Source organism: Taibaiella soli, from assembly GCF_003236175.1.
In the GTDB taxonomy this organism is placed as follows: Bacteria; Bacteroidota; Bacteroidia; order Chitinophagales; family Chitinophagaceae; genus QKTW01.
This window is the reverse complement of record NZ_QKTW01000027.1, coordinates 120,926-137,396: the sequence shown is the minus strand read 5'-3', so window position 1 is coordinate 137,396 and position 16,471 is coordinate 120,926. Positions and strand designations below refer to the sequence as shown.

The 16,471-nt window shown below is 41.5% G+C and carries 14 protein-coding genes and 1 tRNA gene; 4 read left to right on the top strand and 11 right to left on the bottom strand.

The genetic code is table 11. From position 1 onward, the window contains the following. Positions 1-88 precede the first annotated feature (88 nt). The gene (locus tag DN068_RS20405; protein ID WP_111000794.1) at positions 89-985 is read left to right on the top strand and encodes a LysR family transcriptional regulator; all 897 of its coding nucleotides are present in this window, start codon (positions 89-91) and stop codon (positions 983-985) included. Between the two features lie 317 nt (positions 986-1,302). On the opposite strand, the gene DN068_RS20400 is transcribed toward DN068_RS20405, so the two are convergent. The 8 genes from DN068_RS20400 to DN068_RS20365 form a co-directional block, all read right to left on the bottom strand. Then, positions 1,303-1,965, bottom strand: a complete 663-nt coding sequence (locus DN068_RS20400; RefSeq protein WP_111000793.1) for an NAD-dependent epimerase/dehydratase family protein — start codon at positions 1,963-1,965, stop codon at positions 1,303-1,305. Positions 1,966-2,099: 134 nt separating this feature from the next. Beyond that, the gene (locus tag DN068_RS20395) at positions 2,100-4,289 is read right to left on the bottom strand and encodes a TonB-dependent receptor (RefSeq protein ID WP_111000792.1); all 2,190 of its coding nucleotides are present in this window, start codon (positions 4,287-4,289) and stop codon (positions 2,100-2,102) included. A 272-nt stretch (positions 4,290-4,561) separates the two neighbouring features. Beyond that, positions 4,562-5,644 carry a calcium/proton exchanger gene (gene cax / locus DN068_RS20390; RefSeq protein WP_111000791.1) on the bottom strand — a complete coding sequence of 361 codons (1,083 nt, stop codon included), beginning with the start codon at positions 5,642-5,644 and terminating at the stop codon, positions 4,562-4,564. Positions 5,645-5,686: 42 nt separating this feature from the next. Beyond that, a complete protein-coding gene (locus tag DN068_RS20385; protein WP_111000790.1) occupies positions 5,687-6,373 on the bottom strand; it encodes a potassium channel family protein in 687 nt (228 codons plus the stop codon). 192 nt (positions 6,374-6,565) lie between these two features. After that, the gene (locus DN068_RS20380) at positions 6,566-7,822 is read right to left on the bottom strand and encodes a sensor histidine kinase (protein ID WP_111000789.1); all 1,257 of its coding nucleotides are present in this window, start codon (positions 7,820-7,822) and stop codon (positions 6,566-6,568) included. Continuing rightward, complete coding sequence (locus DN068_RS20375; protein ID WP_111000788.1) at positions 7,819-8,499, bottom strand: response regulator transcription factor; 681 nt, start codon at positions 8,497-8,499, stop codon at positions 7,819-7,821. Before DN068_RS20375 ends, DN068_RS20380 begins: the two co-directional genes overlap by 4 nt. A gap of 186 nt (positions 8,500-8,685) precedes the next feature. After that, entirely contained in the window at positions 8,686-9,429 is a 744-nt protein-coding gene (locus DN068_RS20370; RefSeq protein ID WP_111000787.1) for a class I SAM-dependent methyltransferase, read from the bottom strand. A gap of 330 nt (positions 9,430-9,759) precedes the next feature. Next, positions 9,760-10,167, bottom strand: a complete 408-nt coding sequence (locus tag DN068_RS20365) for a VOC family protein (RefSeq protein ID WP_111000786.1) — start codon at positions 10,165-10,167, stop codon at positions 9,760-9,762. A gap of 419 nt (positions 10,168-10,586) precedes the next feature. Here DN068_RS20365 and DN068_RS20360 point away from each other — a divergent pair, with 419 nt between their 5' ends. Further along, a complete protein-coding gene (locus DN068_RS20360; RefSeq protein ID WP_111000785.1) occupies positions 10,587-12,116 on the top strand; it encodes an aldehyde dehydrogenase family protein in 1,530 nt (509 codons plus the stop codon). 122 nt (positions 12,117-12,238) lie between these two features. After that, positions 12,239-12,311 (top strand) — tRNA-Lys (locus DN068_RS20355). Between the two features lie 187 nt (positions 12,312-12,498). Here the strand turns inward: DN068_RS20355 and DN068_RS20350 are convergent. Together DN068_RS20350 and DN068_RS20345 are read right to left on the bottom strand one after the other, a co-directional pair. Continuing rightward, entirely contained in the window at positions 12,499-13,344 is an 846-nt protein-coding gene (locus DN068_RS20350; protein WP_111000784.1) for a sialate O-acetylesterase, read from the bottom strand. Between the two features lie 30 nt (positions 13,345-13,374). Next, a complete protein-coding gene (locus DN068_RS20345) occupies positions 13,375-13,935 on the bottom strand; it encodes a TetR/AcrR family transcriptional regulator (protein WP_111000783.1) in 561 nt (186 codons plus the stop codon). A 375-nt stretch (positions 13,936-14,310) separates the two neighbouring features. Between DN068_RS20345 and DN068_RS20340 the strand changes: the two genes are divergently transcribed. After that, entirely contained in the window at positions 14,311-15,273 is a 963-nt protein-coding gene (locus tag DN068_RS20340; RefSeq protein ID WP_111000782.1) for a CorA family divalent cation transporter, read from the top strand. A gap of 26 nt (positions 15,274-15,299) precedes the next feature. Here the strand turns inward: DN068_RS20340 and DN068_RS20335 are convergent, their stop codons facing one another. Then, on the bottom strand, positions 15,300-16,466 hold the full coding sequence (locus DN068_RS20335; RefSeq protein ID WP_111000781.1) for an FAD-dependent oxidoreductase: 1,167 nt from the start codon (positions 16,464-16,466) through the stop codon (positions 15,300-15,302). Positions 16,467-16,471: the final 5 nt, after the last annotated feature.

Genomic DNA, 16,471 nt, shown 5'->3' with positions numbered 1-16,471 from the left:
TATTTTGATGGAACAAATTTCCGTCAATCCAGTATATTAGAAAAATTATTTAAATTGTATCTTTGTATCAGAAAAATAATATAAAGCTATGCTTAATCTGGAATGGCTGCGGACGTTTAAAGCAATTTATGAAACGGGAACATTGACCGGAGCAGCGCAAACGCTGTTTATCTCACAACCCGGCGTGAGCTTGCATTTGAACTCATTGGAAGCTTATACTGGATATAAACTATTTGATCGTTCGGCGAAGAAAATGGTGCCGACTGAACGTGGTAAAGTGCTGTATAATTTTATCCTGGAGCCGATTTATAAACTGGAAAGTGCTGAACAGCTTTTTCATAAAAGCACAAAGGATGATCGTGCTACAATCAGTATCGGCATGTGTTTCGAGACGTTTCAGTTCACCTTGGAGCGACATATTTCTTCGCTACCGTTTAATATCATCATTAAATTTGGCGAATATCCGCAGATGATTCATGACCTGGACAAAGGTCTGCTCGATCTGATCATCACGCCGCAGAAAGAAGAACAGAAAAACCTGGAGTATAAAGCGTTTGCGAAGGAAAGAATTGTGATGGTAGCCGGATCTAAAACAAATCTAAAGCCGTTGAATGCACTGTTAAAAGCAAATAAGGTTGCGGAAGCGGAAGAATGGCTAAAACAACAGATCTGGTATAGTACTGCGGCAGACATGGAGCATCTGAAACGCTTCTGGCAAAGCAATTTCAAACATCATATCGATTTCAAGCCGAATTATATTGTACCAAACATCAGTTCTATTGTCCGTTGTTTGAGTGATTCGGAGGGGTTCTCTATTGTGCCGGATTTTCTGTGCCGTTCGGAGATGAATGCTGGTAAAATCAAATTGGCCTGGGAAGGCAATAATACGATTGAGAATACGCTGTACTTCGGCAATCGGAAGAAAACGATGTATGAAAAGGAAATCGGACTGGTGAAAGAGGTTTTTGAAAAACAAGCGTTTTGAAGTAAAATTCAAAAGTAAAAATTCAAAAATTTCCCGCAGAGAAGCTAAGGAGCAGAGATGCAAAATCTCTATTTCCATTGGCGCAGGTGTTAACGTAGCGCTCCTTCCTGTGTCTATAATAGCTCCAGTCTCGTGAAGCCAGATACAATCTGACGGAATTGGCAGACACGAGCGCCCTATGGAAGGCTCACGCCGGTATGGTTCTTCATGTTTTTGAAAAAATGGAAATAGCAGCACCGGCGCTGAAATGTGCGACGCAACTCAGGCTGAACCGGAGACAATACGTCGGTGCCAAAAAAGAACAATACAATTAACCACTAACGGCTCGCTAACGCAATAATATCTTTTCCCGTCACCACTTTATTTGTCACATCATGTGTTGTTACGTAGATCATAGCATCTGCGATTTCTGTGACTCTGCAAAAACCTCCGGGAAATATCGGGCGGAAGATCGGAAACATCCAGTTGATATATTTGTACAGTTTATTGACGAATTTTTGTCCTTCAATTGGTTTGATAAATCCGGGACGAAATGCGTACACGTTACGACACGGCATTTTCATGAGATCATTTTCTGTTTTGCCTTTCACGCGCGCCCACATCTGGCGGCCCTTTTCAGAGCTATCTGTTCCGGCTCCGGAGATGTAACAAAAGACCATGTTTGGATTGCGTAGGCAAAGTATTTCAGCGACGTGCATCGTCAGCGTGTAAGTGGTCTTAAAATAATCAGGCTCTTTCATGCCAACTGAAGAAATACCCAGACAAAAATAACAAGCATCATATCCTGTCAACTGATCCGCTATCGGATTGAGGTTGTAAAAATCGGTGTGAATAATCTCCGTCAGTTTTGGATGAATCACGCCAGCCGTACGACGGTTTATAATCAAAACAGATTCTACTTCCGGATTCTTCAAACATTCCAGCAGTACGCCTTCTCCAACCATTCCGGTTGCACCTGTGATGATTACTTTAATACCCATTTTGTGAAGTTAAAAGGTTAATTCGGTAAATGGTTAATTGGTCAAAGTTAAATCAGTCGTTTATCCTGAATGGAAAAATGGCTAAATCAGTCACAACTGATTTAGCCATTTACCATTTTAATCAATTGGCTACGCTAGTGAGCAAACGGCATAAATTTAATTGCCAGGTTCACTACTCTGCCGTCGATTGGCGCCCACAAAGGCTTGTAGTCCGGATTCATGATCGAGCCTGTGTAGATAGTTTCGTATTTCGTTTGGCGAACGTCAAGTAAGTTTTCACAGTTGAGCACCACACTCCATTTCTTTCCAAACTTACGTTCAATCATGGTTGCCATGAAAACATAGTCCGGTGTTTTGGTGTCGCCATCGCGGTATTGTGTTCCGTTGTAAGATGCTTCCAGACCGAAACGCCACTTACCTTCAATCTCATACACTGCTGTTGCAGCAGCACGGTTTCTTGGCGTGAGCGGCATGTATTGGTTATCGGCGAGGTATTTGCGAATAGCGTCGGTATATGTATAACCTACGTAGAATTCCCATGGTGCCATTTTCAGTTGAACATACGTATCGAAACCGCGTGTTACAATAGGTTTGCTGCCATTGCTGAAAGTAAGATCACCATTCGGCTGTTCCGTACCAACAACGGGGTTATTAATCTGGGTCATGAAAAACGCATGATTGATAAAGAAACTGTTTTTTTCGTCGCCATCACCGAATGCTTTTTTATAGTTGAATTCAATATTGCCACCAGTTGATTTTTCCGGTGTTACACCAGAAGGTATCGGCATAATCTGATAGATTTCGTAGTCTTTTATCTGCGGAGAAAGCGGGTTTGGCGTTTTGTAGCCCATACCGAATCCCGCACGCACACCCCATGCTTCGTTGATCTTTTGGAACAAAGCCAAACGCGGCAATACAAACATGCCATATTGTGTATGGTGATCCACACGCAGGCCACCTTCCAGTTTTGTGTTCTTCAGCAGTTGCCAGGTGTCTTGTCCGAAGATACCCTGTACTGTATTGGAGAAATTACCCACGGGTGCCGGCGTACTTGCATCCGGACGGAAATCGTCACCGGTAATGTTTACACCACCGACAATGTTATGACGATCCAGATGAATGGCGAGCGATGCCTCGGAATAAAAATTCTTCTGCTGTGCTTTGAATAAATAGGTGTTGGTTGTTTCGGTACGATCAAATACGCTGAGGCTCCCTTTTAAAGTACCCGTAATCCGACTGGTGAAATTATTAGTAGCAATCATTGTGTACGTATTCCTTTTTAAATCGTTTTTATCATAGTACGGATGTGCGGCATCATTAGCATTATCAATCGCCAGCATATCACCACCAGTGCGTTTTTCGTAGTTGCCTGCCCATCCGATAGAAATCGTGCTTTTATCGGTAGGATATAAAAATAAAGTCGGGTGAATACTCGTGCTGCTAATCTTTGGCACATCACTCAGGCCGTCGCCATCTACATCCACTTGTTTTTGCATTGTTTGTCCGGCGAATAATGTAAAACCAATTTTCTTCCAGCGTTGTGCAAAATAACCGTTCAGGTTTCCTTCTTTCAGCGTGGTTCCATTCAGAATAAAAGAAGCATCCGGCTCATAAGTAGGTTTCTTAGAAATGAAATTGATTAAACCGCCAATGGCACCGCCACCGTACAAAGTAGAAGCAGAGCCTTTAATCAGTTCCACTTGTTTCAGGTCTAATGGTTGAATAGACAATACGCCAAAGCCACCGGAATAACCATCATACAGCGGCATGCCGTCTTTCAGCATCTGTGTATATTTGCCATCTAGACCGAGAATACGAACATTTGCATTGCCCGAAGTCGCCGAAGATTGCTGGATCTGAATACCACTCACATCGCCAAGAATGCTGGAAATGTTTCCGGGCTTCACCATGCTTTCTTCGCTCATTTCCTCAGAGCCAAGCACTTCAACTTTTGTCGTTGCATTTTCAATGCGGTCGTTATTGCGGGTAGACGAAACAACGACTACTTCGTTTAGTGTCGCTTCATCAGGTTCCAGAAAAATAACGTGTGTGCTTGTATCCGGCAAAACGATGTCAACATCCAGCTTTTTATAACCAACGAAGTTGCATTGCAACGTCAGTTTCCCTTCGGGCAAATTGCTCAGCACCAATTTGCCATTTACGTCTGAACTATTACCGACTGTTTCGTTTCCTTTTACAACAACGGAGACGCCGGCCAGTGTTTCATGTGTGGATTTATCTTCGACTACAGCCTTAAAGGTTGCCTGTGCCCATAAAGTCTGAGCGGCAAAGCTGATAGCGATCAAAAGAATCAGTTTTTTCACGAAGTATGAATTACTATGTAAAATAGCAATGTGAATCTGTGCAGATTCTGTAGGTTAAATGCAGACATGTGGTGATGGTTGAAAAATTCCTGCGTCTAAGCAACACTATAAATGTTGGACATGAAATGCGGAAAGTCAATAGCATACAGCTTTTGCCTGGGTTAAACTGGCAATAAAACACTGAAAATCCTCATGCTTTATTGAGCCAGAAAGGCCCTATATTAAATCCTGATTATCATTTCAGCAAACGAAACATCTGATGTTTAACCTCCCTAATCCATAAAAAACAATGTGATGCCGAAGATGGAATAAACCGCGATCAATAAAACACCTAAATACCAGGTTGATTTGCCCTGATTGGAGGTTAATGCCACGGTAAGCGTAGCAAATAATAACATGAAAATCAGTCCACCTTTAAAACTGAGATCCATAGGTGCCGGTGCAATAAAATAGCTGAGTATAACCATTAGCGGCGCCACAAATAGCGCAATTTGTACCGAACTTCCCATAGCAATGCCCACACTTATGTCCAGCTTATTTTTCCTGGCAGCAGAAAAAGCAGCCATCATTTCTGCTGCAGCACCTACAATAGGAATAATCACAAATCCTACAAATGCCTGCGATAACCCCATCTTCGTTGCGGCACCCTGCACACCATCTACGAAAATTTCACTCACAATAGCAATGCAAACAGCGGAGATAATAAGCACAACCACCGATATATTTACCGGCCATACATGTTCGTCTACCGATTCTGTTTCTTCTGATTTAAAAAAATCAGCGTGTGTTTTCAGGGAAAACAATAATCCCAGCAGATAAATGACAAGCAGTAAAATGGCGATCCCAAAGCTTATCTTTCCTACCCGTACCGTGCTTTCTCCAACTGAAACTTTTGCTACAATTGTAGGTACCATCAAAGCAATGCAAACGATGAACAACAGTGATGATTGAATAAAAGCATTGAGCTTATTATAATTTTGAACTCGAAACTTTAATCCCCCAATCAACAATGCGCTTCCGAGCATAAATAATGAGTTTGTAACAACAGCACCTGCAATAGAAGCTTTTACCAGATCAATCAATCCCTGATGCAGCGCCGTTATAAAAATTGCTAATTCGGTTAGATTACCCAATGTTGCATTCAACAGCCCGCCGACAGTATCTCCTGTTTTTGCGGCAACACCTTCGGTAGCATGAGAGAGAAAACCGGCAAGCGGAATGATCGCTAAAAGCGACAGTACAAACATCGCTGTCTCCGATGCGCCATGTGTCCAATGTAATATCAAAACAATGGGCACGAATACACCCAGCCAAAATATCGGCGTTGATTTCAGGTCTTTTATAAACTGGTGCATGACGAAGATGTGTTAGGTATTGTAAATGGACGATGATTTTTTTTAAGCCAGACGATCATTGTTTTCCTTTTTTCTCCTTGAGGATTCAAATTCCATAGAAACAAGTCTGGCTATTATTATTCCCGGGTATAACTGCCCCACCAGGCCCTCAAGATTAGCCAGTGATCTAAGGAAGGGCACCACAGGACTGATATCGCCATAACCAATAGAGGTGAGTGTCACAAAGCTGAAGTATAAAAATTCCTTTCTATCGGCAGTGCCTAATCCTTTAAAAGAGATTTCTCCCTTGATGATATAAACGGTATGATACAAAAGCGCAAATATCAGCGCGATGAGCAGATAGGCCACGATGGCCCCGAAGATGCGGTGCGTAGTAACCGGCCCCTTTCCGAATGTTCGCAACAATACTACCCAGTTCAATAACAGACAGAAAAATGCAGTGATCAGATCATGGGCAATTTCAAAACTTGGATTTGTACCAAAAAGTGCTACGACGGCGAGTATTAATAAAACAAAGGTGGTTGCCCTTAACCGGTTATTTTTCATTAATACAAGCATCCCGGTTACCATTAATAGTATATAGAAGACATAAAAGATGGCCCTGCCAAAAAATGTTTGCTGTCCAAAAGGAATGACAATAAAAATCTGAATTGCAAGAACGATTAATAGAATCGTGAGGCTGTTTTCCCGATCCCAGAATGATAGCACTTTTTTTTCAAACAAATTCATGTGTCGTATCCGCAGATTAAGAAACCGTTTAAAAAATTCTTCTTCTACAAGATACCAAATATTATTCTATTTATAAATGTGTAATTGCATCGAAATTTAGCCTGAATCTGATCGTTGAAACGTTTGCGTAAACGGATCATACAGCCCCTCAGAAAGACGGTGGGCTATTCCGCGCCAATGGTACATTGGAGATTATTTCCAGTTCAGGGTAAACGTATGTAACCGTTCCCTGAAACTGTACCCGATACTGTAATTATTTACAGCGCAGATTTCTTTGATGATGGATAAACCAAGTCCGTTGTATTCCGCTGCGTTGCTCGTTTTGCTGAAGCGAACGAACAGTTGGCTGTTATCTAATGCGTGATCAACACCAGAATTACCCATGGAAAGTTCGTGTGGTGCCAATGTGATTTTTATGCTGCCATTTGCCGCATTATGCCGGATCGCATTGCTCAGCAGGTTATTCAGCAGTACGTCTGCAAGGTATGGATCCATATTTACAGTTGCCTCTTGCAGGTCAACGATTACATCGATGCCTTTGTGACGCAGTAATTCCTTAAACTGTTTCAGCTTCGCGATGATCAATGGCTGCAGCGCAACAGCAGTAATTTCCATAAACTGGCGGTTTTCAATTTTCGCCAGCAACAACAAAGACTGATTCAGTTTGGTGATCTTGCGAATATGCTCGTAAGCTTCTTCGACCAAAGATGATTGTGTTTCCGTCAGCTGTTCGTCTTGTATCAACACATCGAGTTTGGAACGGATAACCGCAATGGGAGTCTGTAATTCATGTGATGCATTTTCCGTAAATGCCTTTAGCAGTAAATAGTCTTCGTTTGCCTTTCCGGTCGCTGATTCCAACGTGCTGTTCAACAGAGAAAATTCGTCGATGTCTGTTTGCGGGAATTCAATTTTCTCCAACCGACCGATGCGATAATTTTTCAGTTTATCAACCGTGCCGTAAAATGGCTGCCAGAGCTTACGCAGCAAAATACGATTGGTCAGAAAGCTCACGACAAGAATGGTACAAATGGTGATCAATGTAATCGCAATTACGGAACGGATCATGTCGTCTGTACCTTCCATTGATTTGGCAACGGTCACAGAATAAGACTGTCCGTTGACAGTGATTGGAAATACCACCGCACGCTGCATTTCGTATTCATGACTTTCCGCAACATACGCACGGATGGTAGCAAATTTCTTCTTCTTCGGCGGATCATTGGTTAGAACATAAGAAGTATATTGATCCTTTACGGGTATAGTTTCCGGCAGACGATTGTACTTCTCAATATAATTTTTGATTTCATGCCGTTCTATATCCAGGTTTTCATCGAGCTGTGAAACCAATACATATGTGATGAGTACTGAAAAGGCGATACTGGCCAGCAAGAATATTATAGTCGTTGCCAGCAGGTTTACACGGTTGTATTTTGTAAACAGCTTCATTTTGGTACCGCGAATTTATAACCCATGCCATACACTGACTGAATATAATCCGGGGTTCCCGCCTGCATCATTTTCTTCCGCAGGTTTTTGATATGCGTGTAAATAAGATCATAGTTGTCAGCCATGTCCATATCATCGCCCCATAGATGTTCTGCGATGGCGCCCTTGCTGATTACTTTATTTTTATTGCTAACAAAATAGAGCAGCAGATCGTATTCTTTACGAGTCAGGTCTAACTCTTGTTCATTAACCTGTGCAGTTTTGGCATTGATATCAATCGTTAATTCATCAAAACTGATTAAATTTTTTCCTTCAAAAGAACGCCGGCGAATAATAGCAGCAACCCGTGCGCCGAGTTCTGGCAAATGGAAGGGTTTCGACAAATAATCATCGGCACCGGCATTCAATCCGGCAATTTTATCGTCAAGTGAATTTTTTGCCGAGACAATCAACACGCCGTCCGTTTTGTTGTTCTCTTTGAGCTCTTTTAAAATTTCCAGGCCACTGCCGTCGGGCAAGCCGATATCCAACAAAATACAGCCGTATTCATACAAGGATACTTTCTCCATCGCCGTATGAAAATCATAAGCTGTTTCACACACAAAATTTTCCGCTGCCAGGAAGTCGCAAATACTTTTGGACAACGCCACATTATCTTCGATTATCAGAATCTTCATTTTTCTACAACTTTGCGTCGGATTTCTTTTCCTTAATTTAAGAAATTACCGTGAAGCCGCCGCAAAATAGCAAGTAAATCGGGAGCAATTCTGAAGTTGTAAAATTATCGATGGTCGATGCTGATTTTTACTTTTTACAAATAAAAATCGACATCGACCATTTCCTCTAAAGTATCCGCTGCGTTATTAGTTTTTAAAACCCATCCATGCTTTTCTGATTTTTCCCGTTGCCAGATCGAAAAACCCTCTTTTCGCAGGGATTTGATCCGGAATTTGTTTTTCCCCAAATTTTGATTGCTTCGGCTGAGATACTTTCGCTTTTTCAATCACAACCATGCTTTCGTAAACATGGATTGCTTTAATCTGTTCCGTTAATTTCTCAAGTTTAAATTTAGCTGGTTGTTTAGAGTGCCAGGCATGCATCACATCCATCAGGTGTTTTACAAATTCGATGAAGGTGCCCTTTCTCATATACCCACCGCCGTATGAATACCAATAAGAAGTATGAAGGTCTTCGCAAACATACAATCCTCCATCCTTGACCTTATCCCAGAGAAGATTAAAAGTAACGATCTGATCTTTTACAAAATGCCCGCCATCATCTAGTAGAATATCCAAAGGCGGTATGTCTCCCAAAATTGAATTTAAGTATTGAGGATCTCCTTGCGAGCCTATAAAAATTTTGACGTTTTCCCTTTCAAACATTTTACACTCGGGAATGATATCCATCGCATAGAACATACTTCCGGCACCGAAATACTGCTTCCACATTTCAAGGCTCCCGCCTTGGGAAATACCAATTTCGAGGAATTTGACATCTTTTCCCTGATAAGGAAGGAAATGCCTGTCGTAAATATCCAGATAATGATTCCATTTATTGACAAGAAAACCTTTGTGATTGTAGTATATCTCTTTTATGCTTTTCTCCATATCGAAAGTTTAAACCAGGAGAGCTTTATTTCCCCTGGTTTACACCAAGCCCAATTATCGTGCCGTTTTTTCTTGAAAGAAAAGAAGCGTTCGACAAATAAATTTTAACCTAATTCAATTGTGGTGCGTCAGCAATACAACCCTAAAACTGACTTTGCTGAAGACGAAGCATACTGCACTTGTTCGGAGGAAAGAAAATAGAAAAAGGTGTTTCAGTACCTTCACCGGCACAAAACACCCTTGCAAAAATTTATTTCAAAAAAAATGGGATTACTTCAATCTACATTTCATTTAGAAATGCTGAATGTTGATATTGTAATTTATTGGCATCTAATTATTGGGCATTTTACTGATGTCCATGTACACTACATTCCAGCGATGACCATCGAGATCTGAGAATACGAAACCGTATAACCATCCGTCCATTTCCTTAGGTTGATGAGCCGTCCGTCCGCCTGCCAGCAGTACGTTTTTTGCAATCTCATCAGCTTCTTCCTTGCTTTCCACATCAAATGAGATCAGCATCTCAGTACATTTCTGTGAATCAGAGACTTCGTTATTTACAAAGCTCTTAAAGGCTTTTTCGTCGTAAAGCATCACAGTAGAGCCGCCAATCACAATACTGGCGGATGTTTCGGTGTTTCCATGGGTATTGAGCTGGCATCCTATCTGCGTAAAAAAAGCCCGGGATTGGTTAACGTCTTTTACCGGCAAATTCAGCCAAAGTTGTTTCATCATGTGTCAGGTTTTAGGAAAGTAAATTACGTAAAATATTTCCGTTACCATAAACCATCTTGTTGTTACAAACGAATCAGTATCCGTTTTGCGTCACCACTTATTTAAAACGAAGATGTATTTAATCCTGTCGGATTTCACGACTACATATTATTTACTAAAGCAATTTCCCATCATCAATTAAAAACGAACACACAATGTTTTTTCCTTCTTGGCCTAATCGTCCTATACGTAGGAGATCAGGTAAACGGGAAAAGCCGATAAAGAAAATTCACACTTATGCATTTCTAATTTATCGCAAATATTCCACCTCTATTTTCAGTTATAGAATATGATTATGCGCAAGAAATATACCTGCTAATCCATTCACTAATATTTAATATACAGTAAGTTACGTTGTTAACAACTTAAAAACAATTACAATGGATACATCAGCAATCGCAACTTCAACAGCCGGCATCTGGACAATTTCATTTAAAGAAAAATACGATCACTATATCGGAGGCCGGTGGGAAAAACCCGCCAACGGCGACTATTTCGATAACCTCTCTCCCATTACCGGCAAAGTATTTACAAAAGCCGCCAGAGGAAATGCTGCGGACATTGAAAAAGCGGTAGATGCGGCCAGTGAAGCGTTTAAAACCTGGAGCAAAACAAGTGCAGCTCACAGAAGTAATCTGCTGCTTAAAATTGCACAGATTATTGAGGACAATCTGCATTACCTGGCAACGGTAGAAACCATCGACAATGGAAAACCAATACGGGAAACACAAACAGCAGATCTGCCACTTGTGATTGACCATTTCCGTTATTTCGCAGGTGCGATCCGCAGTGAGGAAAGCACCATCAGCGAGCTCGATGACACGACGGTGAGTATTAACCTTCATGAGCCCATCGGCGTTGTAGGACAAATTATTCCGTGGAATTTCCCGTTGCTAATGGCTGCATGGAAAATTGCGCCCGCATTGGCTGCTGGTTGTACGGTGATTCTAAAACCCGCAGAACAAACACCTACTAGCATTATGTGCCTGATGGAACTAATTGGCCACGTACTTCCAGCCGGCGTTTTAAATGTTGTAACAGGATTTGGCCCTGAAGCGGGCAAAGCATTGGCAACATCTCCGCGTATTCAGAAGATCGCATTTACAGGAGAAACAACGACCGGCAGATCGATTTTGCAATACGCATCAGAAAGTCTGATTCCTGTAACAATGGAATTGGGCGGCAAGAGTCCGAATATCTTTTTTGAATCTGTAGTTGCTGAAGACGACGAGTTTTTTGCAAAGGCGGTGGAAGGTGCTGTAATGTTTGCATTGAATCAGGGTGAGGTTTGCACCTGCCCTTCGCGCATACTTGTACATGAGCATATTTACGACCGGTTCATGGAACGTGTGATATTACGTACAAATGCCATTAGGCTGGGCGATCCACTTGATCCGGAAACGATGATGGGTGCACAGGTCTCCGAAGAGCAGTACAAAAAAATTCTTAACTACCTTACGATTGGCAGACTGGAAGGAGCGGAAGTGCTTTGCGGCGGTGAACCATTTTATCAGGGCAATGGATTGGAACGCGGCTACTATATAAAGCCAACGATCTTTAAAGGGAATAATGAAATGCGCGTTTTTCAGGAAGAAATTTTTGGACCGGTTACTTCAGTCACAACCTTTAAAACTACAGAAGAGGCAATCGCTATTGCCAACAACACAATGTATGGTTTGGGTGCAGGCGTGTGGACTCGCGACGCTCACGAGCTGTATCAGGTGCCCAGAGCCATACAGGCTGGGCGTGTTTGGGTAAACTGTTATCACGCTTATCCTGCACACGCACCTTTCGGCGGTTGCAAGAAATCAGGTTTCGGGCGCGAAGGACATAGAATGACACTCAATCATTATCGTTACACTAAAAACATGCTGATCTCTTATAACAAAACCGAAACCGGTTTCTTTTAGTTGATCCATTATAATAAAATAGGAACACTGTAAAACGCAGTTGTTCCTATTTTTTGCGGCAGATAAAATAATCGTTATTTTTTTGGGATTTCAAACGTTCGTTTGTTAGATTTGTTTACCATGACTCCGTAGCTCAGCTGGTAGAGCAACAGACTCTTAATCTGTGGGTCCAGGGTTCGATCCCCTGCGGGGTCACAGACCAACAATTAATTTTGCGAAGTGGTTCGAATTTTTTCGAGCCATTTTTTTTGCTTTTAAAGTCAACAATAATCGAGGCGTTATTGGAAGTTTATTTTAGTGATGTTGACGGTTACTCAACGACGTTACCTACCGTTCAATAGACGAATCGGACGAAATCATTAGCCCCGAGTGAATGTTTTCACTACTGTTGTATTGCCGCTAATTCTGCGACGAACTCATCTTGCGTTATGCTGCCAGAGGCAAATCTGTGTTCTAATAATATCGTTTTCTCTTTCAGGGTTTGTGCTCTATTGTAAATCGTATTCAATATTTCCTGCTCATACGTTAGCGGTGTTATAATGTGCTGGCGGTTATGGAACGCCTCAAAATAGCGTATACCAAGTATTCGTTGTGATACCGCGTCAAAATGAAGCTGGTCCTGGTTTGCATTTAATCCGTCTGCTGTAACGAAATAAGTATCCGGTTGTGTTTTTGCAAATTGCAGTAATGCTTCATTCACGGCCGTGTAAGACGAAAAATATTTTCCATACATACCTGCAGTCAAAAAACTACCAAGGCCACCAACAATCAATGGAATATCAGGAACAGCAAGTTCAAGACGCAATTGCTTAATAATCGCCCCCAGCTTTTCCTGATAAACAGCGGCACGCTCCGGAAAGCAATCGCTTTCTCCCTGGTGCCATAAAATACCTGTAAGGTTGCTTGAACGTTGTGCCAGTTTTGCCTGTGCTACTGCATGATCGAAAAGTGCATTGCCCGCAGACCAGTCTTCAAGACTTGTACCACCATCCGCACAAGGAATTAATCCAATTTCAGCCACTTTCTGTTTCAGGCTATAAGCTGCGGCAAATGAAGCTGCGAGGCCAACACCGGCTGTTGGCCTGTCATAATTGATTGGTTCCGACATAATCTGCCATCGGCCGTTCCGTAACGTTTTGACCGATTCATTTAAGATTGGCGGCACATCTTTAAGGTAACCACGTCCAGCCATGTTTGACTGTCCGATCATTAAAAAGGAGTGTATCATTAGTTTTTTTGAAAAATTGCAATTTGAGTATCAGGCATCTTGATCAATGCCAATGCTTCTGCTAAACGAGTACCAGGCTAGTTTTTTTATATCATTAGCCGCAATATCGCCGGACCTTAAAGCCTCGATGGTCGTTATGATCATATTGGTAAACAACAGTCTTATCCATGGCGCAGACAGTTTATTACTGATAATTTTTTTCCGGTGAAGCTTTGGCACAATACTGAACCATTTATCCTTTGCAAGTTCATACGCCTGGTAATCCTTGTTGCTTGTATCAATAGGTTTGACCGGTTGTGAATAAAGCTTGTTCAGAAACGCATATTTTACACCACAGTCAATGCCAGCATACAACATTTGCTCCAGTTGTCCGACAGGATCAGTGGTGCTGTTGTATGCTGCAAGCATTGCACGCTGCCAAGTCTGCATCATATCATTCATACAAGCGTCTATCAGCTCAGACCTGTCCTTAAAATAACGATGCAACGTGCGTCTGTTCAGTCCTGCCTTGTCCGCAATTCTGTCCAGCGGTGCTGAAAAATCCTCGTTCAGAATACTGATCGCGCTATCTATGATTGCCTGATTGGTCATACCGCACAAAACTATGACATTTGTCACAAAAATGAGACATTGTTATATTGTTTTATCGATTCCCCTTCTCCCCGGCTAATCCTATATTACAAATACAAGCTGGCTTTGCGCATTCGCCGCTGATGTCTTTCAGTACTTTTTTTAAGGAGCTTTTATCGGTAACGGCCTTTGAACGAATACTGGAATATCCATTAGCGTTAGCCCGTTTATCATAAATAATCATCACGGCAGGTAGTGTTAATCTATGTTAGCTTTCATCAGCCGAGGTGAAAAGAAAATCTGAAAAACGGAAAATTATGATTAAGTTCCGTTTCAGTATTTCCGCCGTTAATTAACACATCCTCACGGCATCGCAAAAATCTTAAAAAGCGGACCATGATTATCGAACTACTGGATAAAAACAGAAATATTAGTACGATAAATAGTACTGAAGAAATACTTGCAGACCTAAGCAGTATAAAAAGTGTACAGATTATCAACTACGCGAAGGATGACGTTAGAAAGCTTGAAAAACTTTTTGGCATCGATGCGGCGATATTGAATAATGGGGATGACATTGAAATAAGCTCCCATTATCTGGAAGAGACCAGTCAACTGGCATTTAATTTTTCATTTCCTTTTTTCAGGTTTCAAAATAAAATTGAAGAAGTGATCGTAACATTCATCCTGAAAGATGAAGTTATGATTTCTTTTATGGCGGTTAATTTTGAGCAGTTCATACAGGAAAGTAAAAGACAGCAATATTTCGATAATTTAAAAAGCGGGACTTTAACTTTAGATGCTTTTCTATCCATGATGATCGGCATTGTTCCGGATTATTTTGCTGACCTGACAGAGCTGCTTTCAAAGAATATCAAAACGCTTTACTCAAATCTGCAAAAACAGAAGAGTTTTTCCGAGCGAGAGCTGGATGATATAACCGCGCTTAAATTCAACAATTTGATTGTAAAAGAAGCGCTTAATGAATTCAGAAGAATCTTGCAGCTCCTTCGAAAAAGTAAGAAGATTACCGTTGAAACTAAAGAAACCATCTTGTTTGAATTAAATGACCTAACGGTAATCAACGAATATGTTGAAAATAATTTCGAAAGGCTGGATGATCTTAAAGATTATGTATCCAACAAAATAGACCTGGAGCAAAATCGGATCTTTAAAACACTCACTATAATAACCATGTGCGTTTCAGTGCCGATGCTTGTTGCCGGTATTTACGGGATGAACTTTAAGTACATGCCGGAACTGGAATGGAAGTATGGTTATTTGTATGTGATCCTTTTGTTGCTCGAGTCTTTTATCGGGCCGCTGATTTGGTTTAAAAGAAAAAAATGGTTGAATTAAGTTTAGCTTCGGGAGTAATTAACGTTTTATTCTCCCATTTCTTTAAAAAGATTAATCAACTTTTCCTGCGCATTGTCACCATGCATCCATTCTATCATTTCACACGATGTTGTCACTTCTTCTGCAGCGCGTTGAAACATGGGCGTTTCGTAGGCGGCAATGGCCGTTTGTAAATCTTCAAATTTCGGGTTAGTTAGACATTCGCATAATTCAAGCGCATCAAGCATTGCTAAATTTACACCTTCCCCTGAAGGAGCCATAATGTGAGCGGCGTCGCCGAGCAAAGTAATGCTGGATTGCGCTTCCCAGGTTTGATCAAAAGGAATACAATATTGCGGACGAATCAGCATCGGTAAATCTACATTTTCAAATAGTTCAAAATATACGCTGTTCCACGCAGTGAATGTTGTTTTAAACCACTCGTTTAATTGTGTTCTGTCTGAGAAGATCGCACTATTGTCTTTTGCCCAATTTTCATCCGTTTTGCTGCTAACATAAAAGTCAATACTGCCATCGCCTTTCGCCGATATGTGCAGATATTTTCCTTCACTGTGCGTATAGATTTTCCCGCCATTCAGCAATTCGTACATACGAGGTGCCTTTGTCTTGGCGTTTTCAACGTTTCCTTGCAAAATAGTAATACCCGCATAAGAGGATTGGATTTCTGTTACATACGGGCGAATTTTAGAATTAGCTCCATCAGCACCAATCACAATATCGGCTAAAGCTGTTTTGCCATTCTTAAATGTAATTTCCCATTGCCCGTCAGCTTGTACCATACTCGCAAAATGACTGTCCCACACAACGGTATCGGCAGCAAGAGAATCTAGTAACATTTCACGCAAATCGCTACGGTCAATTTCGGGCCTTGCTTCGGGACTGTCGAAATCAATTTCTGAACCGCTTGTTTCGTGTTCGTCGTAAAGAATATTGCCTGCTTTATCAAGCACCCGTCCTTTTTCTGCACCCGGTCTGTATCTCGTTTTGAAAGTATCCAGCAAATTTGCCGATATAAGGGCTTTTAGTCCCGAGTTTTCGTGTAAGTCGAGCGTTGCACCTTGGGTACGCACATTTCTGTTTAAATCCCGCTCATATACCTTTACTGTACCCCCTTTTTGCTGCAGCAACCTTGCTAATGTCAATCCACCCGGGCCACCGCCAATAATAGCTATTGTTTTGTTTTGTAGTAACATAGATT

What these genes read in the sequence shown, in the direction of transcription:
- DN068_RS20405 (WP_111000794.1), top strand. Translation starts at nt 89, where the DNA reads ATGCTTAATCTGGAATGGCTGCGGACGTTTAAAGCAATTTATGAAACG.
- DN068_RS20345 (WP_111000783.1), bottom strand. Translation starts at nt 13,935, where the DNA reads ATGACCAATCAGGCAATCATAGATAGCGCGATCAGTATTCTGAACGAG.
- DN068_RS20370 (WP_111000787.1), bottom strand. Translation starts at nt 9,429, where the DNA reads ATGGAGAAAAGCATAAAAGAGATATACTACAATCACAAAGGTTTTCTT.
- cax (WP_111000791.1), bottom strand. Translation starts at nt 5,644, where the DNA reads ATGCACCAGTTTATAAAAGACCTGAAATCAACGCCGATATTTTGGCTG.
- DN068_RS20335 (WP_111000781.1), bottom strand. Translation starts at nt 16,466, where the DNA reads ATGTTACTACAAAACAAAACAATAGCTATTATTGGCGGTGGCCCGGGT.
- DN068_RS20350 (WP_111000784.1), bottom strand. Translation starts at nt 13,344, where the DNA reads ATGATACACTCCTTTTTAATGATCGGACAGTCAAACATGGCTGGACGT.
- DN068_RS20380 (WP_111000789.1), bottom strand. Translation starts at nt 7,822, where the DNA reads ATGAAGCTGTTTACAAAATACAACCGTGTAAACCTGCTGGCAACGACT.
- DN068_RS20375 (WP_111000788.1), bottom strand. Translation starts at nt 8,499, where the DNA reads ATGAAGATTCTGATAATCGAAGATAATGTGGCGTTGTCCAAAAGTATT.
- DN068_RS20365 (WP_111000786.1), bottom strand. Translation starts at nt 10,167, where the DNA reads ATGATGAAACAACTTTGGCTGAATTTGCCGGTAAAAGACGTTAACCAA.
- DN068_RS20340 (WP_111000782.1), top strand. Translation starts at nt 14,311, where the DNA reads ATGATTATCGAACTACTGGATAAAAACAGAAATATTAGTACGATAAAT.
- DN068_RS20400 (WP_111000793.1), bottom strand. Translation starts at nt 1,965, where the DNA reads ATGGGTATTAAAGTAATCATCACAGGTGCAACCGGAATGGTTGGAGAA.
- DN068_RS20385 (WP_111000790.1), bottom strand. Translation starts at nt 6,373, where the DNA reads ATGAATTTGTTTGAAAAAAAAGTGCTATCATTCTGGGATCGGGAAAAC.
- DN068_RS20360 (WP_111000785.1), top strand. Translation starts at nt 10,587, where the DNA reads ATGGATACATCAGCAATCGCAACTTCAACAGCCGGCATCTGGACAATT.